Consider the following 21,015-nt stretch of genomic DNA (forward strand, 5'->3'; position numbering starts at 1 on the left):
TTGTGCCCCGAACGTGTCACTCCATGTTTTCAAATGTCAGACTAAGGGGTTTCCACGGGGCGGCAAAGACATACGTCGCGACAGTCAAAGAGACAGGCGGGCTGACCCCAGCGGAGTTCCCTGAGGTCTCCTCCACCCCGGGCGGAGGAGAACAGCAGGCTCAAGAAGCTGCCGGCGGAGCGGAAACGGGTCCACGCGCTGCGGCGGGAAAGCTCCCCGCGAAATATCGAGCGTCACCGCCCGGAGGCCACCCATGGGGCGGCTCGCTCCAGGAGCGCCAGGGGGAGAGACTCGCGAGTGGCGAGTCCCTCGACCGCGCTGGCGCTCGAACTCGCGCTACTTCTTCGCGCCCCGCCCCTTCACCAGCTTCTGGCCCAGGGTGAAGAGCAGCACCGTCACGGCGCCCGCGCCCAGGCCCACCGCCGCGTTGAGCAGCATGGGGGCAAGCCCGCCCAGGATGCTTCCCACGCCCGGCACGCCCGCGGCCCACTTGGTGAGGGATTCCTCCGCGTGGTGCAGGCTGGAGACGCCGTGCACGAGGATGCCGCCGCCCACCAGGAACATGGCCGCCGTCCCCGCCACGGAGAGGAACTTCATCAGCCACGGTGCCGAGCGGAGGATGCCCGCGCCCAGGCTTCGCTGGAAGGACCCGGCCTGACGGCTGAGATACAGCCCCGCGTCGTCCAGCTTCACGATGCCCGCCACGAGCCCGTACACGCCCACCGTCATGATGAGGGCGATTCCCACCAGGACCGAGACGCGGGTGGCGAAGCCCACCGTCGCCACGGTGCCCAATGTAATCGCGATGATTTCCGCGGAGAGGATGAAGTCGGTGCGCACCGCGCCCTTGATCTTGTCCTTCTCCAACGCCACCAGGTCCACGTTCGGGTTCGCCACCGCCTCGCGCAGCTCCTCGCGGTGCGCGTTGTCCTCCTCCTCGCCGTGCAGGAACTTGTGAGCGAGCTTCTCGAACCCCTCGAAGCAGAGGAAGGCGCCGCCCACCATCAGCAGCGGAGTCACCAGCCAGGGCGCCAGCGCGCTGATGGCCAGCGCCGCCGGGACCAGGATGGCCTTGTTGACCAGTGAGCCCTTCGCCACCGCCCACACCACCGGCAGCTCGCGGTCCGCGTTGACGCCCGTCACCTGCTGCGCGTTGAGCGCCAGGTCGTCTCCGAGCACGCCCGCCGTCTTCTTCGCCGCCACCTTCGTCAGGATGGAGACGTCATCCAGGATGGTGGCGATGTCGTCGAGGAGCGCAATCAGGCTGCTGCCTGCCATGGAGGTCTTTCCGGCTGGAGGGGTGGGACGTCGTCGCCTTGCGGCCCGCCCGAATTAGCACAGGGGGAAGGCCGGGGCACGGCTTCGCTGCACGCCCGCCCCCTCCAGCACGTCCAGTGTCAGAAGAACCGGAAACCCCTCCTCGCCAGCCTGGCCCCGCCACGTCTTTCCCGGGGCGGCCAGCCCCACCCCCTGACGGGTCTTCCGCGCCGCTTCAGAAAGCGGCCGCGCCCGCGGTGGCGACGGCATGGTCCTGGTCGCCGGAGCCACCGCTGACGCCGACGGCGCCCACGACCTTGCCGTTCTTCTTCAGCGGGACGCCGCCCGCGAAGATCATCACCTGCCCATGGTTGGACGCGTGGATGCCGTAGAACGGACCTCCCGGCTGGGAGGCCTTCGCCAGGTCCTGCGTGGAGATGTCGAAGGCGCGCGACGTGAAGGCCTTCTTGATGGAGATGTCGATGCTGCCCAGCCACGCCCCGTCCATGCGCACGTGAGCGACCAGGTTGCCGCCCTCGTCCGCGACGGCGATGTTCATGGGCTGCCCCAGCTCCTGGGCCTTCTTCTCTGCTGCGGCGATGATGCGACGCGCGTCTTCCAGACGGACCATGACAACTCCTGCGGGTGGTTGGAGGCGCGCACGACGCCTCCGTCGCCAATGGAAGACAAGAGGTCGACGGGAGGTTGTTCCGCCAGGTGACGGTTGTCCCGCCGCCGGTCCTCGAAGGCCCTCGCCCACCGCGGGCGGGAGACATCAAATCCGCCGCGCGTTGTAGTCCGCGGCCTACAGGTCGGGGTGGGCATACCTCGCCCTTTCGCGCCTTTGCGCGCAGGCCCGGACCTTGCCCCTGGGGACGTCAAGAGTTCCCCACTCCCTGGAGCCCCTCAAGGTGGTGGACCTCGGCATCTCCAAGATGAACCTGCCGGAGGGAGAGCAGCTCACCGAGACGGGCGCCATCCTGGGCACCACGGACTACATGGCGCCGGAGAGAGCGGTGTTCGTCGGGGTCGGACTCGACGTGCGATGGTATTCGGTGGGTCGAGCGCGAGAAGGAGGGCACTTGCACGAAAGACACGGAGTGTTCGCTCGGGTATCGCTGCGTGAAGACCGAGCCCATCAGGGGTAAAGACTCCCCAGGGAGTGCCGGGCCGTGAAGGCGCTGGGAGAGGCCTGTGAGCCGGGCGCCGGGCCATCTCGAGCCTTGTGGCAAGCGCCCTGGCGTGGGGGAGTAAGTCGACTGTCTGGAGTCCCGGTGCGACGGCTCCGTGTGTCAGGCCCCCGTCCTCACAGAAGGAGTGTGCGGGGAGAGCAGGGACTGCGGTCCAACCAGGACCTGCTGGGACCACGAGTGCATCAACCCGTGGTGTGGTGGTTGAGCCCCGGCTGGGTGATTGAGCAGCACAGCCCTGGTTGCTATACCCGCCCCCGGCCTTCGTGAGCAGACACGACGCCCGCAGGAGCCAGCCGGATGGGAACAGCCGAATCAGCAGATGAGTGAGCCGCGGCGACACGTCAACCGTTGCCGCGGCCCTCTGCACCAGCTCATCCCGGTACCCGTGGAGAGGCAGAGCGCCGCCAGATGTTCCTCATTTGTGCGGATGCAATCGTGCCTGACTACAAAACCCTGTCGTGGAAGCACTCCGTGCCAGCAGCGCTGTGGCTGATGGCCCCCTTCGACCTCCTGGCCTCGTTGGCCATGGACATCTACCTGCCCGTGGTTCCGGCGATGACCGGAATCCTCGACACCTCCCCCGCCGTCATCCAGCTCACGCTGAGCCTCTACATGGCCGTGCTCGGGCTCGGGCAGATGGTGTTCGGCCCGGTGTCGGACCGCATCGGCCGGCGTCGAGTCCTCCTCGGAGGCGCGCTGTTGTTCGCGACCGCCTCGTTCCTGCTCGCGGGCACCTCCGATGCCGCGACGTTCGTCGGCCTCCGGCTCCTGCAGGCCATGGGAGCATCCGCGGCCCTCGTCGCCACGTTCGCGACCGTCCGTGATGTCTATGCGGACCGGCCCGAAAGCACGGTCATCTACAGCCTGTTCAGCGCCATGCTGGCCTTCGTCCCCGCGCTCGGGCCCATCGCCGGGGCCCTGCTCGCGAAGCACCTCGGATGGAGAGCCATCTTCGTCACGCTCGGCGTCCTGGCGACGGCGGCACTGCTGAATGCCTGGCAGAGATGGCACGAGACGCGCCCATCCGGCGGGGCATACCAGCGCGTGGCGTTCCAGCCCATCCTGCGCAGCGCCGCGTTCTGGACGTACACCCTGGGCTTCAGCGCGGCCATGGGCTCGTTCTTCGTCTTCTTCTCCACGGCGCCCCGGGTCCTCATCGGGCAGGCCGGCTTCTCCGAGCTCGGCTTCAGCCTGGCCTTCGCCACCGCCGCGCTCGCGATGATTCTCACGACACGCTTCGCGAAGCGCTTCGTGGCCTCCTGGGGACTCGCGGGAAGCCTCACCCGGGGCATGCTCCTGTTGTTGCTCGGCGCGGTGTTGCTGGCCGCCGGGCAGCGCCTCGCGCCGCCGTCACTCTGGACCTTCGTCGCGCCGATGTGGGTCATCGCGGCCGGTATCGTGTTCGCCGCCTCCGTCACCGCCAATGGCGCGCTCCAGGCCTTCGGCGCCATGGCGGGAACAGCGGTCGCGCTCTACTTCTGCATCCAGAGCCTCATCGTCGGCGTCCTCGGTACGCTGATGGTCGTCACGCTCGATGGTGACACCGCGTGGCCCCTCGTGGGTTACGCCTCGCTCATGGCCGTGGTGACGTTGACCTCCTTGCGGTACCTCCAACGCCGTCAACACGTCGCGGAGGACCCCGTGTCGGTGAAGAGGCCCGACGCCACCTAGGCCCGGACAGCTCCTGCTCGTCGAGAATCTCCGCGCCGCGAGGGCACACTCTCGCGGCGCGGCTCACCCTCCCCCTCGCCGGATGACCGCGGGAGTCAGCCCCGTGAGCCGGCGGAAGACGGTGGTGAAGTGGCTCTGTGAGCTGAAGCCAACCTCCAGCGCGATGTCGCCCAAGGAGCGGGACGTGCGGCTCAACAACTCACGCGCCCGCTCCACCCGCCGCTGCTGCACGAAGGCGTGCGGCGTCATCCCCATGGACTGACGAAAGGCCCGGGTGAAATAGAAGACGCTCAGCCCCGAGCGCTGGGCCAATTCCTCCACGCGAATCTTCCGGGCAAGGTGGGCCTCGATGAAGAGCTGCACGCGGTGGAGCGCGGCGGCGGAGAGACCGCCACGCCGTCGCGCCGCCCTCGAACCGCCTGGCGTCTGGAGCAGCTTCGCCAGCCTGGAGGCATGGCGGTCCTGGGCCTCCCGGGCCGCGGTCAGGAAGCTGGCGATGACCTTCAGGTCCGCATCCGACAGGGAGGACATCAACTGGAAGCCCTCCATGCGCAGCGGCCCCCAGAGGGTCTCAATCCACTCGCGCGCATGTCCCGTGAGCGCCAGCCGCCTGCCACCACCAGCGGCCTCTCGCCGGACATAGCCGGCGAGCTCCAGCCGGGCCACATCGGTGCCTCGCGCGACGGCGCTCAATGGCGTGGGACCTCCGAAGTGCAACTGCGCCAGGCACGCCAGCTCCGCGCGGCCGAGCGCGAGCACCTCCCCGACGGCCGCGTCGAACTCCGCGGAGGCATCCTGGAAGCGGACGATGTCGGTGCCAATCTGCTCGAGGAGGGAGTGTCGGGGGTCCATGGGGAACACCGCAGGATTCAGAAAAACAGCACAAGGGCGCGAAAGACGCTCGCGCGCCACGGGACGCATCCTGCCCGCATGATGAACCTGAAGCCGTCGGCGGCGGAAATCTTCCTGTGGCTCTTCGTGCTCAACCTGGGCGTCTCGTTCGGCGCGGGGCTCTACGAGCACCGCATCGTGCTTCCCAGATGGCTCGACACCACGGACGCACACGGGTTCGCGGAGGCGGCGCGACAGGACGACGTGGGGCGGCGCTTCTGGGCCTTCGTCAGCACCGGGCCGCTGACGCTGCTCACCCTGGCGAGTCTCTACTTCGCCACGCGCGCCACGGGGCCGCTGCGCTTCTGGTGGCTTCTGGCCGCCCTGGTCGCGCTCGTGGACAGGCTCTTCACCTTCTCGTACTTCATCCCCACCATGGTGAAACTGATGCAGGCGCCCGACAACCCGTCGTCCGTGGAGAGCGCGCTGCTCTGGGCGCGGCTGAACCACCTGCGCCACCTCCTCGTCGCGGGTGCCTGGTTCGCCTCTCTACAGGCCTTGTCGTGGCTCCGGGTGAATCAAGGCCACTGACCGCCATCGGCATGAACGCGGGGATGGCGTCAGAACGCGACGCCGACCGCTATCTCCAATTGCCCGCGTCGCACCAGGGCGCGCAGCGCGTGATACCGGTCTTCAATCCAGCGCATGGGAAGGTGTCCTCACTCTCAAGCGCCCTGCGTCGCGGGCTGTGCGTGGAGCACCTTGGACACGGCCTGCGTCAGCCGCTCCCAGGAGGAGGACTCCTCCTTGAGCTGCCGCCGTCCCTCCGCCGTCAGCGTGTAGAACTTCGCGCGGCGGTTGTTCTCCGACACACCCCAGTCCGCCTTCACCCAACCCCGCCGCGTCATCCGGTGCAGCGCCGGGTACAGCGAGCCCTCCTCCACGCACAGCGCGTCATCCGTGGTGCGCTGGAGCCAGCTCGCCACCGCGTAGCCGTGCATGGGCCCGCCCGTGAGCGTCTTGAGGACCAGCATGTCCAGCGTCCCCTGCAGCAAGTCGACTTGCATCGGCTCCCCTAGAGTGTCTAGGGGACGGCACCGGCGACTCCCCTAGAACGTCAAGGGGAGCGGCGTCAGGGGGCCGCGCCGGAAAAAATAAATCCCGTGTCGATCTCCCAAAATCCCGTTCGTCGTGAGGTTGAAGGCGACGTTCACCTCTTCCAACCTGCGAAGGAGACACACCATGGGCACCAAGATCTTCGTCAACCTCCCCGTCGAGTCACTCGAGCGCTCGGTCGGTTTCTTCACGAAGCTGGGCTACACGTTCAACCCCCAGTTCACCGACGCCAACGCGACGTGCATGGTCATCAACGAGCACATCTACGCGATGCTGTTGGTGAAGCCCTTCTTCAAGAGCTTCATCAAGAAGGAGATCTCCGATGCCACGAAGTCGACCGAGGTCATCATCGCGCTGACGGTGGACAGCCGCGCGGCCGTCGACGCGCTGATGGAGAAGGCGCTCGCTGCGGGCGCGAAGGAGTCCAAGGAGAAGATGGACCAGGGCTTCATGTACCAGCGCAGCTTCGAGGACCTGGACGGCCACCAGTGGGAGAGCTTCTGGATGGACCCCGCCGCCGTCGCGCCGCCGCAGTAGCCCGCATGCGGACTCGCCCCGAAGCGAGGAGTTTCGGGGCGGAAGGCTATTGCGAGAAGGTCTCGATGGCGCGCAGCAGCGACTCCGGCTGGACGGGCTTCGGCAGATAGCCCGACGCGCCACTCCGGGTCAGCTTCACGGCGGTGGCCGCATCCGAGGAGATGACCAGGAGCGGAATCGAGGAGAGCTCGGGGTCCCCGCGACAGGCGTCGTGGAACGCCTCGCCGTCCATGACGGGCATCCGGATGTCCAGGAGGATGAGACCGGGGCGCAGTCCGCGCTGAAGGTGCTCGAGCGCCTCCTGGCCATTCGACGCGGGCACCACCTGGTAGCCCCTGCCCTCCAGAATCTCCGCGATGCCGAGCCGCACCTCTTCCTCGTCCTCGACGACCATCACCAGCGTCGAACCGGCGCTCCCACGCACGGTGGATGCGAGCGCGGGTCCACGCTCCGCGTTCCGCGCGGGAGCCTCTTCACTCGCACGCTGACCCGTCACCGACCGGGGGAGCACCACCGTGAAGGTCGTCCCCTCCGCCTCGGAGGAGCGCACGGCCACCGTGCCACCGTGGCTTCGAACAATCTGCTCGACGATGTAGAGCCCGAGTCCCAGGCCTCCGCCCACCGCGCGCTGCCGCGCGTGCTGTCCCTGCCTGAAGGGATTGAACAGCACCGGCACCAGGTCCTCGGGTATCGCGGCCCCCTGGTTGTGCACGGCGAGGACGACCTCGCCGCTGTCCGCCTGGAGGGTGACGCGGACGGGCGCTCGCTCCGCCCCATACTGCAGGGCGTTGTTGACGAGGTTGGTCGCCACCTGCGTGAGCCGGCCAGGGTCCCAATCCCCCAGGACCGCGTCCGCCTCCGCCACGAACTGAATCTCCCGGCCGGGATTGGACAGGCCCATGTCCTCGAGGGCCTCCTTGAGGTGCGCCAGCAGGTCGATGCGCTGCCGGGACACGGGCAGGTGCCTCGTCACGCGCGCATGCGTGACGTCCAGGAGGTCGTTGATGATGCGATTGGCCCGCTCCGCGCTGCGGAGGGCCCGCTCGATGGTCTTCGCCCGCTTGGGGTCCTCCGTCTTGCGCAGGAGCTGGGAGGTCACGGTGGTGATGACCGTGAGCGGACTGCGCAGGTCGTGGCTGACGACGCCCACGAGGATCTGCTGGAAGTCATGGGCCGCGACGAGCTCCCGGGTCCGCTGCGCGTCCTCGTCGCGCAGCTTTATCATCGTCAGGTAGGCGCCGAGCTGCGCCGCGATGACCGAGAGCAGTCGAAGATGTTGCACGTCGTAGGCGATGTTCGCCGACGGCTCCATCCGCACCAGGCCGATGACTTCGTCCAGCCCCATCAACGGCAAGGTCAGGTGCGGATGCTCATCGGACGAGCGTCCAATCTCGTCGGAGTGGGCGATGAGACGGAAGAGCCGGGTGAGGGTCGACAGCAGCGCGGTGCGCTCCGCGGCGGGCAGCTCGGGGACGACGAACAGCGTGTACGGAGTGCCCGCGAACGCCCTCAGGAGCGATACCCGCCGATAGGGGAGCAGCTCCCGCGTCAGCTCCAGCGTGCGTTGGACCCGCTCCTCGGCCCCGTCGGCCGATTCGAGCGTGCGCGCGATTTCGGAGAGGGTCCGCGCGATGCGACCCAGCTCGGCCTCGTACTCGGCGCTCATGGAGTATCCCTCGACTCCCGGGTGGGAAGGCCAGTCAGCACACCTCGCAGGTCCCTGAAGCGCCCTTCAATCACCTTCAAGCCGTCGGCCCCCACCGTCATCGAGCGAAGCTCGGAGTTGTGCTTGATGCCGCGGGCCTTGAGCACCGAGATGGCCCGCTCCAGCTTGTTGCCTATCTCCACGTAGCGCAGTTGGATGAGGTTGTCGGCGATGAAGGAGACGCCATGGCCGGAGATGGTGGCGGTGCCCAGCAGTTGCTCGGATTCGACGGTCATCAGGAGCGTGACGCCCGCTGCGCGCATGTGCTTGGCGATGGCGTAGACCATCTCCTTGTAGCGACGGTCCGAGGGCACTCCCAGGGACATGGTGGTCAGGCTGTCGAACACCGCGCGGGTGGCCCCCAGCTCGCGCACCTCCTTGCGAGCCTCATAGAGGAAGCGGTCCGTCGACAGCTCCACGGGTGACGTGTACCGGATGACCAGCTTGCCTTGCGCCTCGAACGAGGCCAGGTCCCATCCCACGCTGCGCGCAATCGAGCGGAGCTGGTCGGGGGACTCCTCCAGGGTGAAGAGGACGCCCTTCTCGCCCTTGCGGGCTCCCTCCAGGAGGAACTGGAGACTGAGCAGCGTCTTTCCGCTCCCCGTTCCACCCTGCACCACCGTCGCGCTTCCGCCCGGCAGCCCCCCTCCGAGCAGGTCATCCAGGCCCTCGACGCCCATGGTCGCGCGCGCTCCCGCGTCCGCGCTGGCCTGCACCTGGGTGTCCTCGGGGGTGCTCACGCGCGGGTAGAACGAGACGCCCGCCTTGCTGATGTCGAAGAAGTGCCGGCCCGACGTGTAGCCCGCGCCGCGCAGCTTGAGGACCTCCATCTCGCGCACCGAGGTGAGCTCCTGTCGCTCACTGCCCAGCCGGATGATGCCATCCGCCACCGCGAACTCGGCGAAGACGGGGAACTCGTCCCGGGTGTATTCGCCGGCGAGCAGCGTCGTCGCGCCCCAGCTCGCCGTCTGGACCGCGAGGTCATAGATGAAGGGACGCGCCCCGACGCCCTGGTGCTGGAGCAGTTCGCCAATGGCGCGGAAGCTGTCGATGGCCACGAAGTCCGGCTCATGCTTCTCGACGCGCGCCTCTATCTCCGCGAGCGTCCGCTCCGCCCCCTCGCGCACGCACCCGCCGAGGTCGACGAAGATGACCTGCTTGTCCAGCAGCTCGACGTCGAAGAAGTCGAACAACTGCATGTAGCGGATGACCTTGAGGGCCGGCTCGGAGAGCGTCGTGAAGTAGAGGCACTTCTTTCCCTGCCGCGCCGCGTGGAACAGCATCTGGAGCGTCAGCACCGTCTTCCCGGAGCCTGGCTCACCGGCGATGACCACCATGGAGCGGGCGGGAATCCCGCCTCCGAGAATCCGGTCCAGCGCCACATCACCCGTGGTCTCGAACTCGAGAGAGGTCTTCTTGGCAATCATGACGCATCCTCTGGAGGAAACAGACGGCAGCGCTCGACTTCGGGAATCCCGCGGAGCCTGCGGACGACCACTGGACCCGTCAGCTCCTGCAGGAGCGGTTGCAGCTCACGGGCGACGGCGCGCAGGCCGTCCAACGTTCCGATGGTGCCGTCCCGCCACTCGGGGGGAAGGATCAGGCGGTACTCGAAGCGCTCCCGGCTGACGGAGATGCCTTGGAGTTCGGGCGCGTTTTGCGCGGCGAGCTTCAGGCTGCGGCGGATGAGGGTCGCCGTGGCCGGGGTCCCCAGGAGGTCGACCAGCGACCCCCAGATGACCTCGAACAGCACCGCGGCCTCACAGCCGGGCGGCGGGACTGTCTCGGTCCCCTGAGGCCGCTCGTTCTTCACATTCACGCGCCATCCTTTGCGGGCCCGGACGAGCAGCCCCATGCCACAATCCGCTGTCTAGCTTCGGGGGCCTCGCCTCACTGCCACTCGGGTGACGTGAACGCGCGCGTCACGTCTCGCTCGACTGCCCGGCGGATGGAGCACCGCGGCGGCGCTCTTCGGCGAGGCGCTCGACGTCCCTCCGGCGCACCAGCCGACGACCACTCATGGTGCGCAGCGCGGGCAGGCGGCCCTTGTCGCAGAGCACGCGCACCGTGTCGGGCGAAAGACCCAGGACGTGCCCGGCTTCCGTCGGCGTCAAGAGTTCCTCGGGGTCGCGATTCGACGACAAGCTGCCTCCCGCTCACGGAGCGAAGATCCAGGTTCCTGGATGCCGGGAGGAGTTAGGCACTGAACGCCCATCCGGCAAGGGTGGGCGTGGATCTTCGTGGCCCCGAAGGGCCCCGCCACGACTCAGCCGACGGGCACGCCGGGCATGTCGCGAACGACCTTCTCCAGCTCCCCGCGGGCCACCGACTCCGGGGTCCACACCAGCGCCGCATCGCGTAAACGCCGTGCGAGGCCGCTCTCCCACTGGGCGACCTTGCCGAGTGTCCACGAGCGGTCGCGGATCCGCTCCGCGCGCGGACGACGGAGGTCTTCGTAGCGGGCCAGCGCCGCATCCGAGGGGCCCATCGTCGCCAGGAGCTGCGCGAGCGCGGCGGCGTCCTCGATGGCGAGCCCCGCCCCCTGCCCCAGGTTGGGCGTCACGGCATGCGCGGCGTCGCCCAGGAGGACGACTCGAGGCCTCCACCAACGCGGCGCGGAGCAATCCTCGATGTCGTTGTGCAGCACGCCGTCCATGTGCTCGAGCGCCGCCAGCGCGGAGCGGGCCGGGTCCGCGAACCCCGCATAGGTGGCCCGGAGGCCGGCGAGGTCCGTCCACGGTGGAGGCGCGCGACGCGGGGCGTTGAGCGTGAGGAAGACGTACGATTTCCCCTCCCCCAGCGGCACCACGCCCACGCGCCTGCCTCGGCCCCACATCTCCACCACGGCGTCCTCGAAGTGGCCGTCGACCACGAAGCGCCAGCACGTGTAGCCGGAGTAGCGCGAGGACACCTCGGTCCCACAGACCTGGCTCCTCACTGCGGAGCGGATGCCATCCGCGCCGACCACGACGTCGTAGCGGCCCGTCGTGCCGTCGGAGAACGCGACGTCCACGCCGTCAGCGCCGCGCTCCACGCTCGAGAGCGTCACACCGAGCCGGGGCGCGGGTGACGCGGCACGCAGGACGCGAAGCAGGGAGTCGCGGTGAATCGCCGTCGCCGGGAGCGGCAGGTCCGGCATCGCGTACGCCGTCTGTTGGAGGACGCGCCCTGAAGCATCGGTGATTCGGGCCAGGCCCACCGGATGCCCGGCGGCGACGACGGCCTCGTGCAACGCAAGGCCCTTCATCACCGACATCACATTGGGGCCAAGCACGATGCCCGCGCCCTCATCACCATAGGCAGGCCGCCGTTCGATGATGTCGGCCTCCACGTCGCGACGCGCCAGGGCCGCGCCCAGCGCGAGCCCACCGATTCCACCGCCGACAATCAGGACCTTCATGACGACCTCCTGGAGCCCACTCCAACCAGCACCATGTCCAGCGTGCGGCGCAGGTCGTCTCGTGCTTCGTCCGCCGTCGAGTCCGTCAGCGGCGAGAGCATGCGGACGACGGCCGCGTAATAGACGGAGAAGGCGAGCCCCGCCGCCAGCTCGCCCTCCACCTCCGCGCGCAGCTCTCCCTTCACCTTCGCCTCGTCGACAATCCGCGCCAACGCGCCGAGCAGCCGCGCCAGCGCGGGACGGTGCAGCGCCTCCGCGGCGCCCGTGAGCCAGGGCAGCTCCTTCACCACCGCGCGGGCCAGCTCCGGCTGCGAGGCGTAGTGCTCCAGGAGCGGCGAGAACAGGTGCATGCACCGGTCCACGAACACCCCCTCCGGCAAGGAGGACACGGCCTCCTCCACGAGCGGCATCGCCTCCGAGCGCCACAGCTCGTGAAGGAGCGCGTCCTTCGTCTCGCCGTACACCAGCACCGTGCCCGTCGCGACGCCCGCCTCCTCGGCGATGGCCCGCACCGTCGTGCCCGCATAGCCGCGCTCCACGAACAGCCGCTTCGCCGCCGCGCGGATCCGCTCCCACTTCTCGCTCTTCGCTCGCTCGCGCAGGGACATATTGAACACGTTCAAAATTGAACGTGTTCATAGCGACGACGCACCCCGACGTCAATTTCGACGGGTTAATTCCGGGATTAACGGACTCACCCGGGTAGGCTCCGACCTCATTCGCCCCTTTCAAATCTCAATGATTTCAATGGCTTGCCGCTAAGCCAGCGCCCTCTTCGCTTTATCCGAGCGGACGACATGCCCGAAGCAACTCGCGCCGGGTGATCGCGATAATCCAGGCAAGTTCCATCCCGATTTATTCGTGAGGCCCCCCATGGGTTTCGACATCCGCAAGACGCTCAACACCGCCCGCGCCACCGTTCAGAAGACCGTTCAGGACGTCCAGAAGACGGTTCAGGAGAACAAGGAGCTCATCAAGGGCGGCACGGCGATCGCGACCCAGAGCGCGAAGGCCTTCGGCTTCGGCAAGGACGCCTTCCAGCAGATCAAGAACATCAAGCAGGGCGCGGAGGGCCTGCTGACGGGCAAGAACCTCGACTTCGTCAGCAACCCCACCTACGCCAAGGGCGAGTTCAAGGGCCTGACCAAGCTGGGCGCGGGCATGAAGTCCTTCGCGCGCTACGCGGGCATCCCCGGCGCGGTCATGGCCGGCGCCACGGCGGTCAAGGACATCCGCCAGGCCATCCGCACCGGTAGCAAGGACGACATCATCTCCGCCACGCGGTCCACCCTCGACGCGGCCAAGTCCGGCATCACCGCGGCGACGGGCGGCATCCTCGGCGGCAAGGTGATGGGCGGCGTGCTCGGCGGCACCGTCTTCAAGGACAAGCTGGAGGCCGGCAAGAAGGCGGTCGACGCGTTCAAGAAGACGCTCCCCAACGCCAGCGACGACGTGCTCAAGGCCGTCAAGAACGTCGCCACCAAGGGCGTCTTCGAGGGCGCCACGGCGAAGGCCATCACCAAGGGCGCCAAGGAAGCCGCGCTCGACGTGGCGAAGAAGACGGGCGGCACCATCGCCCAGAACATCATGGGCACCGGCACGCGCCAGGCCGCCAAGGCCGCGCTGACCAAGGTGGGCACGGAGGTCGGCGAGGCCGCCCTGAAGCAGGGCGCGAAGGCCGCTGGCACCACCGCCGCCAAGGCGCTGGGCCGCTTCGCTCCGGGCGTCAACGTGGCCATCGCGGCCATCGACGTGGCCAACGCGGGCGCGACGCTGATGGACAAGAACGCGAGCACGGGCAAGAAGGTGACGTCGGTCATCACCGCCGTGGGCTCCATCGCCGCGGCCACCAACATCCCGATTGTCAGCCAGGTCGGCGCCGCCATCTCCACGGTGTCCAGCATCGTGGGCGCCTTCTTCTAAACAGCGACCCCTCCCATCGGGGTTTGTCAGAGCGGCTCGGCTGGACTATGCCCTGGTCCATGCCGAGCCGTCGCTTTTCCCCCCATTGGCGCGGGCGCTGGCACGCCTATCTCCCGGGAGCATTCGTGAGCAGCAAGCAAGGGACTCGAGGATCAGGTCGGGGCGTTGAGCGCCTTCTCAAGATGAGCCCGGTGGTGAGCACGGTCTCCGAGGAAGCCCTCAAGGTCCCCAATGTGGAGGCCCCCTCGCTGGAGGGAATCTCCGTGCTCGTCCCCACCCCGGACGACCTGACGGAAGAGGAGCTCCTGCGCGCCTTCCACGAGAAGCGCCGGGAGCTGGCCACCACGCGCGAGCGTCAACCGGGTGAGGCGCTGGAGCTGGGCGACGACGTGCAGCTCAACATCGTGGGCTACTGCGATGGGCATCTCATCCCCTTCTCCGCGCGCTTCGGCATGAAGACGGAGCTGGCGCCCATTGAAGCGCTGCCCGGGTTCTGCGAGGCCATCGCGGAGGGTGGGAAGGTGGGCGAGTCCATGCAGGTCGCCCTGGAGCTGCCGGACCTCTATCCGGTGGAGTCGCTGCGGGGGAAGCCCGCGCGCTTCCTCGTGGACATCATCGGCGCCGACCAGGTGACGATGTTGCCGGAGACCAGCGCCGAGTTCCTCGAGAAGCTCGGGATGGGCGGCACCCTGGACGAGGTGATGCTCCGCCTGCGTGACGAGTTGGAGGACGAGGGCGCGGCGGAGCTCTGGGTGCAGGCCCGGGACATGGTGCTGGACGAGGTGGCCCGGCGTGCGCCGGTGGAGCTGCCTCCCGCGCTGGTGGACGAGGAGCTGCGCCGCCGCTGGGTCCAGGCCGAGGGACAGGCGATGGTCGCGTACCAGTTCGACGTCGATGAGCAGCGCGAGGCGCTCCAGGGCTGGCTCACGGACCCCACCACGCGCGCGGACGCGGAGCGCCGGCTGCACATCGGAATCGCGCTGAAGGCCGTCACCGAGGCGGAGAAACTTCAGCTCACGCCGGAGAAGCTCGAGAAGCTCATCCGTGACCACACGGCGCCCTTCGGGCTCACGGCGGAGGACACCCACGCAGCCCTGCGCGAGTCGCCGGAGACGACGAAGCGGCTGACCGAACTCGCCTGGTACCTGCTCGCCGTGGAGCACGTCATGAACAAGGCGCAGGTCACCTTCGAGGGCGCGGAGCAGGGCTGAGGCGCCTCGCGCGAGCGAGTCCTCAGCTCTCGCTGAACCACAGGCCCACGCCGCCCAGCAGGCCCAGGCCCAGGAACAGCGCGGCGAGCCCCCACGTCTGGCGGCGCGACCACCGGAGCGATTCGCCATACCGGTGGCCGCACACCAGGATGAGCAGGGCCAACCCCAGGCAGATGGATGCGGGCCCCAGGGCCACCAGCACCTTGCGGGGCGTGCCGCTCACGTCCATCAATGCCAGCAGCAACAGCGGCCAGAAGCCGATGACGAGCAGACCGAGCACGAGCCCCAGGCCCCACCGGCCCTCGGGCGAGTCCAGCTCCATGAAGTCCAGGAACTTCATCCACCCGGAGCGGTGCTGCTCTCGACGACGTCGGGGTTCAGTGGGTTGCACGCGTGGGGACTCCTGGGAACTCTTCTAGTGCAGCGCGATGCCTATTTGAAGAAGGCGGCGACTACCAGGAGCTGCTCGCCCCGCCACCGCCCGAAGAGCCACCTCCGCCACTCCAGGAAGAAGACGAGGAGGAAGAGGATGACGACGAGGACGACGAGCTGCTGCTGAACGAGGAAGACGAAGAAGAATACGAGGACGAGGACGAAGACCCCGAAGACGAGAACAGGGAGGAGAAGAAGGCCGAGAGGAACGAGGGCCGGCTGCTCCTGCTGACCGGGCGAGACGGTTCCGCGCCCTGGAACTGCTCTCGCCTTCCCGAGCCGGCGCGTCGCTTCCCCTTCTTGTATCGCTTCTTCTTGGTGGGACTTTGGTTCCCGCTGGAGGAGGCGGGACGAGGTCCCGAGGAGGCCCGGACCGCCCGACGGAAGTGCGGCTCCAGCCCTTCGAGGATGCCCTGGAGCATGTGCGTGCCGACGAGCAGCGGGGTCGCCGCGAAAATCAACATGATGGATCCAAACCCCAGCAACACCGGCAGGTCCGTGTGAGGGTATTTCTCGGACTCGTTGAGGATGACGAGGCCGATGGGAGCGAGCAGCAGCGAGACGCCCCAGGGCCATGCGCCCCACAGCCACTGATGCCACCCGCAGGACACCAGGGCCAGCATCACCACACACCCGAGCATCACTCCCAGGGGTGAGAGCCCCTGGGCCGCCGCGAGCGCGCCCGCGAGGCCCATGCCGCCTCCCGCGAACATCGCTCCGCGGGAGACGACGCTTCGGTCCTCGGGGCTCAGGGCCGTCCATCCAGGCCGCACGCCCGCCTCCTTCCACCGGAGCAGGATGGAGCCGAGCTTCGCGCGGGCCAGCAGTCCGCCCAATACGAGATTCAAGACGAGCATCCCGTAGACGAGCGGGCGGGCATCAGCGGGCTCGGGTTCATCCGCGGGGTCATGGACATGCCCGGAGTGCTCCTCCGCGACAGGTGCCAGCGGCTCCGTCTCCGAGACCTGCTCCCGCACCCCCGCGACGATGGCCAGCAGCGCATCCGCGAGCCGGCCTTCACGCATGAGCGGCCCCTGCGCATCCAACAGGGCCCGCGCCTCACCATCCGTCAGGCGCGTCTCCACGCCGTAGCCCACCTCCAGGCGCATCCGTCGGTCATCGCGCGCCACGACGAGCAGGACGCCATTGTCCTTGCCCGCCTCGCCCCCCTTCCACGTCTGGAAGACCCGCGCCGCGAAGTCCTCGATGGGCTGGCCCTCCGTCGTGGGCACGAGCAGGACGGCGAGCTGCACCTGCTGCTCGGATCGCAACGCCACCAGGGACTGGGCGACGGCCTCCTTCTCCTGGGCGCTCAACATCCCGTGCGCGTCCGTCACGGGCCGCTCGATGGTCGGCGAGGAGCCCAGCAGCACGGCGGGCAGCAACAGCGTCAGCAGGGCGGCCTTCACCATGTGGAGATCTCCGACGACAGAGGCAGTGCGGACGGCAGGCCGCTCAGGCGCCCCACCCAGCCGGAAGGAAAGGACGCGGCGGAGGCGTTGTAGCCCGCGGCGCGCTCGTCATACCTGCGCTGCTCCAGGGACACGCGGTTGTCCGCGCCGGACAGCTCCGCGTCGCGCTCAGGCCCGGGAGTGAGGGTGTCCTTCCGCGCGCGCAGCGCCTCGCGACGCTCCAGGACGTTGCGCACCTGGGCCCGTTGCCGCGCCACCTCCGACAGCGAGGACGTGAGGCCATTGCGCACCACGAGTCCCGACACGGCCAGCAGCCCCATGAGCGCGGCCCCCACCCATGCACCCCGACGCAGCTTCACCGACCGAAGCCGTGAGCGCTCCTCGCGCGCGCGGGCCTCCTGGACCTGCTCCTCGCGGCGACGTGCCAGGGTCTCCAACGCCTGGTCCACGTAGCGCGCGGGGATGTCCAGCTCCGCGCCAATGCGCCGCAAGTCCTCCGCCGTGAGCGTCTCCGGCGCGGCGTCCTTCTGCATCAGCCGCGTGGCGGTGGCGATGAGCTCGTTGACGTCGTCATAGGCCACGTGTGTCGGCGGCGCGCCCTGGGTGCGCTGCGACGTGCTCATGACTGGCTCACCTGGTCCGGCAGCTCGTTCCCCGAGACATCGAGCCCCGGGGCCGCCGTGCGCAGCAACTCGCCAATGCGCTCCACCGCCGACACCAGTCCGGGGACGGCCGCGTCCTCACGGAAGCCCTTGGCCACCAGGTCCACCACTTCCTGCCAGAAGCCCGGCAGCGCCGCGCCATGGACACCCCGGCCCGCGTAGACAGCGGCCTGGCGGTCCTTCACTGCCACGTAGAGCAGGACGCCCGTGTCCTTCGCGGTGCGACGCATGCCCAACCGCGCGAAGAGGAGCCTGGCGCGGGACAAGGCATTGCCGCCCTCACAGGTGTGCTCCAGGTGGATGCGCACCTCTCCCCGGTTGCCAGACTCGGCGCGGCGGATGGCGTCCACCAGCTCCGCCTCCTGCGCCTTCCCCAGAATCCGCTTCGAACGAGACCACGGCCAGACCATCGCGGGAGGATATGCCAGCAAGCATCCGCCAACCAGGGCGCGAACGGTGGTGCGCGCGACGCGCGATGGCTGGCGTCCGTGGCGGGTCAGCCCTGGCCTTCGACCAGTCGCTCCTCGCTTCGAGGCCTGACACCCGCCTCACCGACAGGACGCCGCGCATCGCCGCGCAGCTTCTGCATCAGCACATACAGGCCAGGGATGAAGGCGAAGTTCACCACCGTGGACACGAGCATGCCGCCGAACACGGCCGTCCCCAGCGAGTTGCGCGAGGCGGCGCCCGCGCCCTGGGCGGTCATCAGCGGCACCACGCCCAGCAGGAAGGCCAGCGACGTCATGAGGATGGGACGCAGGCGGACCTCCGCCGCCTCCACCACCGCGTCGACGGCGCTCTTGCCGCCCTTTCGCAGCTGCTCCGCGAACTCGACGATGAGGATGGCGTTCTTGCTCGCCAGGCCCACCAGCATGACGAGCCCCAGCTGACAGAACACGTCGTTGGCGAACCCCCGCATCCACTGCAGGCCCAGGGCGCCCAGGATGGCCAGGGGCACGGAGAGGATGATGACGAACGGCAGGCTGAAGCTCTCGTACTGCGCCGCGAGCACCAGGAACACGAACAAGAGCCCCAGGCCGAACATGGCCAGCGTCTCTCCACCGCTCTGCCGCTGCTCCAGGCTGATGCCCGTCCACTCCGCGCTCATTCCCTGCGGCAGGACTTGCGCGGCGAGCGCCTCCATCGCGTCCATGGCCTGACCGGAGGACACGCCCGGCGCCGGCTGGCCGCTCAGCTCCACCGCGCGAAAGAGGTTGTAGTGCCGGATGCCCTGCGCGGAGACCATGGGCTCCACCTTCACCAGTGACTCCAACGGAATCATGTCCCCGCTGTCGCTGCGCACGTAGAAGGCGCCGATGTCGCTCGGGCTGTCGCGGAACTGTTGCTCGGCCTGGACATAGACGCGGTACGCGCGGTTCGCGTAGTTGAAGTCGTTGACGTACTGGCTGCCCATGTAGACCTGCATCGTGCTGAAGATCTGCTCGATGGGGACCCCCAGCGCCTTGGCCTTCTGCCGGTCCACCTCCACGTCGAGCAGCGGCGTGTCCGCGTTGAACCCCGTGAAGACGCCGCGCAACTGCCCCTCCTCGTTGCCCCGGGTCATCAGCTCCTGGACCGTGTTGGCGAGCTGGTCCAGCGAGGCGGTACCGGCGACGTCCTCGACCATGAACTGGAAGCCGCCGACGCTGCCCACGCCCCGGATGGCCGGAGGCTGAAAGGGCATCACCCGCGCACCCTCGATGCGCCCGAAGGGCTCGCGCAGCCGCTCCACCAATGCGGCCACCGACTGGTCCTTCCCCGGGCGCTCATCCCACGACTTCAGCGGGACGAAGATGTTGGCCATGTTGGGGCCCGTGCCATGGGAGGAGAATCCGCCGTTGGCGAAGATGGCGCGCACCTCCGGCTGCGCCCTCAGCACCTCCTCCACCTGCTCCATCACCTTCTCCGTCTCGGCCAGCGACGTCCCCTCCGGTCCCTGCACGGAGACGAGCAGGTAGCCCTGGTCCTCGTCGGGGATGAAGCCCTTGGGCGTGGCCCGGACCAGCGCCAGCGTGGCGCCGATGCACAGGAAGAACGCCACCAGGAGGATGACCGGGCGCTTGAGCAACCCGCGCAGGCTCCGGCCATACACGACGCGAATTCCGTCGAGCACCTGGTCCACCTTGCGGAAGAGCACCCACTTCTCGCCCGAGTGATGCACGAGCAGCCGCGCGCTCAAGGCGGGCGTGAGGGTGCAGGCGCAGAAGGTGGAGAGCGCCACCGACGCGGCGATGGTCAGCGCGAACTGCCGGTAGATGGCGCCGGTGGTGCCAGGAAAGAGCGCCACCGGGACGAACACCGCCACCAGGACGATGGAGATGGCGATGACCGCGCCAAACACCTCTTTCATTCCCTCGCGAGCGGCCTCCTCCGCCGACAGCTTCCGCTCCACCATGAGTCGCTCGATGTTCTCGATGACCACGATGGCATCGTCGACGACGAGGCCCGTGGCCAGGGTGAGGCCAAACAGGGTGAGGGTGTTGATGGAGAAGTCCATCAACCGCACGAAGGCGAAGGTGCCCACCAGCGAGACGGGAAGCGTGAGGGCGGTGATGAGCACGCTGCGCCAGCCGTGCAGGAACAGGAAGATGACCAGGATGACGAGGACAATCGCCTCCACCAGCGTCCGGAGCACCTCGTGGACGGTGGCGCGCACCGCGAGCGTGGTGTCCGTGCCCGTCCGGTACGTCATGCCCGGGGGGAACTGCGCGGACAGTCGCTCCAGCTCCTTGAAGACGGCGTCACGCACGTCCAACGCATTGGCGGTGGGGAGCTGGAAGGTGACGATGCCCACGGCCTGCTTCCCGTCGAAGCGCAAGAGCGTGCTGTAGTTCTCCGCGCCCATCTCCACGCGGCCCACGTCCTTCACCCGCACGCTCCTGCCGTCATGCTGGCGCATCAGGACGATGTCACCGAACTCCTCCGGCTCCACCAGGCGTCCCCGGGCGCGCACCGCGAGCTGGTAGGGCTGGTTCGCCGCGGAGGGCGGCTGGCCCACCTGGCCCGCGGCCACCTGGAGGTTCTGCTCCTGCAACGCACGCGTCACGTCCTGCGGGGTGAGCTTGCGCCGCGCCAGCTCCGTGGGGTCCAACCACAGGCGCATGGAGAACTTTCGCTCACCGAAGATGCGGACCTCACCGACGCCCTTCACGCGCTTGATGGCGTCCTTGAGATTCACGTCGGCGTAGTTGCTGAGGAACCTCACGTCGTAACGGTCGTCCGGGCTGAAGAGCGCCACGGACAACAGAATCTGGCTGGAGGCCTTGTTGACGACGATGCCCGTCTGGTTCACCTGCGAGGGCAGGCGCGCGGCCGCGCGGCTCACCCGGTTCTGCACGTCGACGGCGGCCACTTCGATGTCGCGGGTGGACTCGAAGGTGATGATGATTTGACTGGAGCCATCGTTGCTGCTGGTGGAGGTGATGTAGCGCATGCCCTCCACGCCGTTGAGCTCCTGCTCCAGGGGTATCGTGACGGCGCTCTCCACGACCTCGGCGCTGGCGCCCACGTAGTTGGCCGTCACCGTCACCTGCGGTGGAGCCAGGTCCGGGTATTGGGCGATGGGCAGCGTGGGGATGGCGATGGCCCCCACCAGCGTCAACAGGATGGAGCAGACGATGGCGAAGACGGGCCTGCGGATGAAGAAGTCGATGAACATGGTGCGC

The 21,015-nt window shown here is 68.3% G+C and carries 20 protein-coding genes; 5 read left to right on the plus strand and 15 right to left on the minus strand.

Annotated elements, in window-relative coordinates:
* Positions 1-336: 336 nt before the first annotated feature.
* Together G4D83_RS32460 and G4D83_RS32465 are read right to left on the minus strand one after the other, a co-directional pair.
* A complete protein-coding gene (locus tag G4D83_RS32460) occupies positions 337-1,278 on the minus strand; it encodes a DUF808 domain-containing protein (protein ID WP_163868751.1) in 942 nt (313 codons plus the stop codon).
* A 214-nt stretch (positions 1,279-1,492) separates the two neighbouring features.
* Positions 1,493-1,888: a GlcG/HbpS family heme-binding protein gene (locus G4D83_RS32465; protein ID WP_163868752.1), complete on the minus strand. Its 396-nt coding sequence runs from the start codon at positions 1,886-1,888 to the stop codon at positions 1,493-1,495.
* Positions 1,889-2,885: 997 nt separating this feature from the next.
* On the opposite strand from G4D83_RS32465, the gene cml reads away from it, so the two are divergent.
* A complete protein-coding gene (gene cml / locus G4D83_RS32470) occupies positions 2,886-4,121 on the plus strand; it encodes a CmlA/FloR family chloramphenicol efflux MFS transporter (RefSeq protein ID WP_275902406.1) in 1,236 nt (411 codons plus the stop codon).
* Between the two features lie 63 nt (positions 4,122-4,184).
* On the opposite strand, the gene G4D83_RS32475 is transcribed toward cml, so the two are convergent.
* Complete coding sequence (locus tag G4D83_RS32475) at positions 4,185-4,973, minus strand: helix-turn-helix domain-containing protein (RefSeq protein ID WP_163868754.1); 789 nt, start codon at positions 4,971-4,973, stop codon at positions 4,185-4,187.
* 78 nt (positions 4,974-5,051) lie between these two features.
* Between G4D83_RS32475 and G4D83_RS32480 the strand changes: the two genes are divergently transcribed.
* Positions 5,052-5,543 (plus strand): DUF1772 domain-containing protein, encoded by a 492-nt coding sequence (locus G4D83_RS32480; protein WP_163868755.1) that lies wholly within the window; start codon positions 5,052-5,054, stop codon positions 5,541-5,543.
* 134 nt (positions 5,544-5,677) lie between these two features.
* On the opposite strand, the gene G4D83_RS32485 is transcribed toward G4D83_RS32480, so the two are convergent.
* On the minus strand, positions 5,678-6,019 hold the full coding sequence (locus G4D83_RS32485; RefSeq protein WP_163868756.1) for a PadR family transcriptional regulator: 342 nt from the start codon (positions 6,017-6,019) through the stop codon (positions 5,678-5,680).
* Positions 6,020-6,194: 175 nt separating this feature from the next.
* Here G4D83_RS32485 and G4D83_RS32490 point away from each other — a divergent pair, with 175 nt between their 5' ends.
* Positions 6,195-6,605, plus strand: coding sequence for a VOC family protein (locus G4D83_RS32490; protein WP_163868757.1), 411 nt, complete (start codon positions 6,195-6,197; stop codon positions 6,603-6,605).
* 46 nt (positions 6,606-6,651) lie between these two features.
* Here G4D83_RS32490 and G4D83_RS32495 read toward each other — a convergent pair whose 3' ends face one another.
* The 6 genes from G4D83_RS32495 to G4D83_RS32520 all read right to left on the minus strand — a co-directional run bounded on the left by G4D83_RS32495 (position 6,652) and on the right by G4D83_RS32520 (position 12,318).
* Positions 6,652-8,271 carry an ATP-binding response regulator gene (locus tag G4D83_RS32495; protein WP_163868758.1) on the minus strand — a complete coding sequence of 540 codons (1,620 nt, stop codon included), beginning with the start codon at positions 8,269-8,271 and terminating at the stop codon, positions 6,652-6,654.
* Positions 8,268-9,737: a DUF7125 family protein gene (locus G4D83_RS32500; protein ID WP_163868759.1), complete on the minus strand. Its 1,470-nt coding sequence runs from the start codon at positions 9,735-9,737 to the stop codon at positions 8,268-8,270. Before G4D83_RS32500 ends, G4D83_RS32495 begins: the two co-directional genes overlap by 4 nt.
* A complete protein-coding gene (locus G4D83_RS32505) occupies positions 9,734-10,129 on the minus strand; it encodes a hypothetical protein (RefSeq protein ID WP_163868760.1) in 396 nt (131 codons plus the stop codon). Before G4D83_RS32505 ends, G4D83_RS32500 begins: the two co-directional genes overlap by 4 nt.
* A gap of 103 nt (positions 10,130-10,232) precedes the next feature.
* Positions 10,233-10,454 (minus strand): helix-turn-helix domain-containing protein, encoded by a 222-nt coding sequence (locus G4D83_RS32510; protein WP_163868761.1) that lies wholly within the window; start codon positions 10,452-10,454, stop codon positions 10,233-10,235.
* A 122-nt stretch (positions 10,455-10,576) separates the two neighbouring features.
* Positions 10,577-11,710: an FAD-dependent monooxygenase gene (locus G4D83_RS32515; RefSeq protein ID WP_163868762.1), complete on the minus strand. Its 1,134-nt coding sequence runs from the start codon at positions 11,708-11,710 to the stop codon at positions 10,577-10,579.
* Positions 11,707-12,318: a TetR/AcrR family transcriptional regulator gene (locus tag G4D83_RS32520; RefSeq protein WP_240356882.1), complete on the minus strand. Its 612-nt coding sequence runs from the start codon at positions 12,316-12,318 to the stop codon at positions 11,707-11,709. The genes G4D83_RS32515 and G4D83_RS32520 overlap by 4 nt, the downstream gene beginning before the upstream one ends.
* 265 nt (positions 12,319-12,583) lie before the next feature.
* Between G4D83_RS32520 and G4D83_RS32525 the strand changes: the two genes are divergently transcribed.
* Both G4D83_RS32525 and G4D83_RS32530 read left to right on the plus strand, forming a co-directional pair.
* Positions 12,584-13,633 (plus strand): hypothetical protein, encoded by a 1,050-nt coding sequence (locus G4D83_RS32525; protein WP_163868764.1) that lies wholly within the window; start codon positions 12,584-12,586, stop codon positions 13,631-13,633.
* A 182-nt stretch (positions 13,634-13,815) separates the two neighbouring features.
* The gene (locus G4D83_RS32530) at positions 13,816-14,844 is read left to right on the plus strand and encodes a trigger factor (RefSeq protein ID WP_163868765.1); all 1,029 of its coding nucleotides are present in this window, start codon (positions 13,816-13,818) and stop codon (positions 14,842-14,844) included.
* A 22-nt stretch (positions 14,845-14,866) separates the two neighbouring features.
* Here the strand turns inward: G4D83_RS32530 and G4D83_RS32535 are convergent, their stop codons facing one another.
* From G4D83_RS32535 to G4D83_RS32555, 5 genes are all read right to left on the minus strand, one after another.
* Positions 14,867-15,235, minus strand: coding sequence for a hypothetical protein (locus G4D83_RS32535; protein WP_240356836.1), 369 nt, complete (start codon positions 15,233-15,235; stop codon positions 14,867-14,869).
* 61 nt (positions 15,236-15,296) lie between these two features.
* Positions 15,297-16,688 (minus strand): TPM domain-containing protein, encoded by a 1,392-nt coding sequence (locus tag G4D83_RS32540; protein WP_163868766.1) that lies wholly within the window; start codon positions 16,686-16,688, stop codon positions 15,297-15,299.
* Positions 16,682-17,311 carry a LemA family protein gene (locus G4D83_RS32545; protein ID WP_163868767.1) on the minus strand — a complete coding sequence of 210 codons (630 nt, stop codon included), beginning with the start codon at positions 17,309-17,311 and terminating at the stop codon, positions 16,682-16,684. The genes G4D83_RS32540 and G4D83_RS32545 overlap by 7 nt, the downstream gene beginning before the upstream one ends.
* Positions 17,308-17,781, minus strand: a complete 474-nt coding sequence (locus G4D83_RS32550; protein WP_163868768.1) for a TPM domain-containing protein — start codon at positions 17,779-17,781, stop codon at positions 17,308-17,310. Before G4D83_RS32550 ends, G4D83_RS32545 begins: the two co-directional genes overlap by 4 nt.
* 65 nt (positions 17,782-17,846) lie before the next feature.
* Positions 17,847-21,008: an efflux RND transporter permease subunit gene (locus G4D83_RS32555; RefSeq protein ID WP_163868769.1), complete on the minus strand. Its 3,162-nt coding sequence runs from the start codon at positions 21,006-21,008 to the stop codon at positions 17,847-17,849.
* Between the last annotated feature and the right edge of the window lie 7 nt (positions 21,009-21,015).

Origin of the sequence: Myxococcus eversor (genome assembly GCF_010894455.1) — a bacterium.
Classification (GTDB): Bacteria; Myxococcota; Myxococcia; order Myxococcales; family Myxococcaceae; genus Myxococcus; species Myxococcus eversor.

Excerpts from the sequence above, each read along its gene's own strand:
- G4D83_RS32460 (WP_163868751.1), bottom strand. The coding sequence starts at position 1,278 with ATGGCAGGCAGCAGCCTGATTGCGCTCCTCGACGACATCGCCACCATC.
- G4D83_RS32465 (WP_163868752.1), bottom strand. The coding sequence starts at position 1,888 with ATGGTCCGTCTGGAAGACGCGCGTCGCATCATCGCCGCAGCAGAGAAG.
- G4D83_RS32475 (WP_163868754.1), bottom strand. The coding sequence starts at position 4,973 with ATGGACCCCCGACACTCCCTCCTCGAGCAGATTGGCACCGACATCGTC.
- G4D83_RS32480 (WP_163868755.1), top strand. The coding sequence starts at position 5,052 with ATGATGAACCTGAAGCCGTCGGCGGCGGAAATCTTCCTGTGGCTCTTC.
- G4D83_RS32485 (WP_163868756.1), bottom strand. The coding sequence starts at position 6,019 with ATGCAAGTCGACTTGCTGCAGGGGACGCTGGACATGCTGGTCCTCAAG.
- G4D83_RS32490 (WP_163868757.1), top strand. The coding sequence starts at position 6,195 with ATGGGCACCAAGATCTTCGTCAACCTCCCCGTCGAGTCACTCGAGCGC.
- G4D83_RS32495 (WP_163868758.1), bottom strand. The coding sequence starts at position 8,271 with ATGAGCGCCGAGTACGAGGCCGAGCTGGGTCGCATCGCGCGGACCCTC.
- G4D83_RS32500 (WP_163868759.1), bottom strand. The coding sequence starts at position 9,737 with ATGATTGCCAAGAAGACCTCTCTCGAGTTCGAGACCACGGGTGATGTG.
- G4D83_RS32515 (WP_163868762.1), bottom strand. The coding sequence starts at position 11,710 with ATGAAGGTCCTGATTGTCGGCGGTGGAATCGGTGGGCTCGCGCTGGGC.
- G4D83_RS32520 (WP_240356882.1), bottom strand. The coding sequence starts at position 12,318 with ATGTCCCTGCGCGAGCGAGCGAAGAGCGAGAAGTGGGAGCGGATCCGC.
- G4D83_RS32525 (WP_163868764.1), top strand. The coding sequence starts at position 12,584 with ATGGGTTTCGACATCCGCAAGACGCTCAACACCGCCCGCGCCACCGTT.
- G4D83_RS32530 (WP_163868765.1), top strand. The coding sequence starts at position 13,816 with ATGAGCCCGGTGGTGAGCACGGTCTCCGAGGAAGCCCTCAAGGTCCCC.
- G4D83_RS32540 (WP_163868766.1), bottom strand. The coding sequence starts at position 16,688 with ATGGTGAAGGCCGCCCTGCTGACGCTGTTGCTGCCCGCCGTGCTGCTG.
- G4D83_RS32545 (WP_163868767.1), bottom strand. The coding sequence starts at position 17,311 with ATGAGCACGTCGCAGCGCACCCAGGGCGCGCCGCCGACACACGTGGCC.
- G4D83_RS32555 (WP_163868769.1), bottom strand. The coding sequence starts at position 21,008 with ATGTTCATCGACTTCTTCATCCGCAGGCCCGTCTTCGCCATCGTCTGC.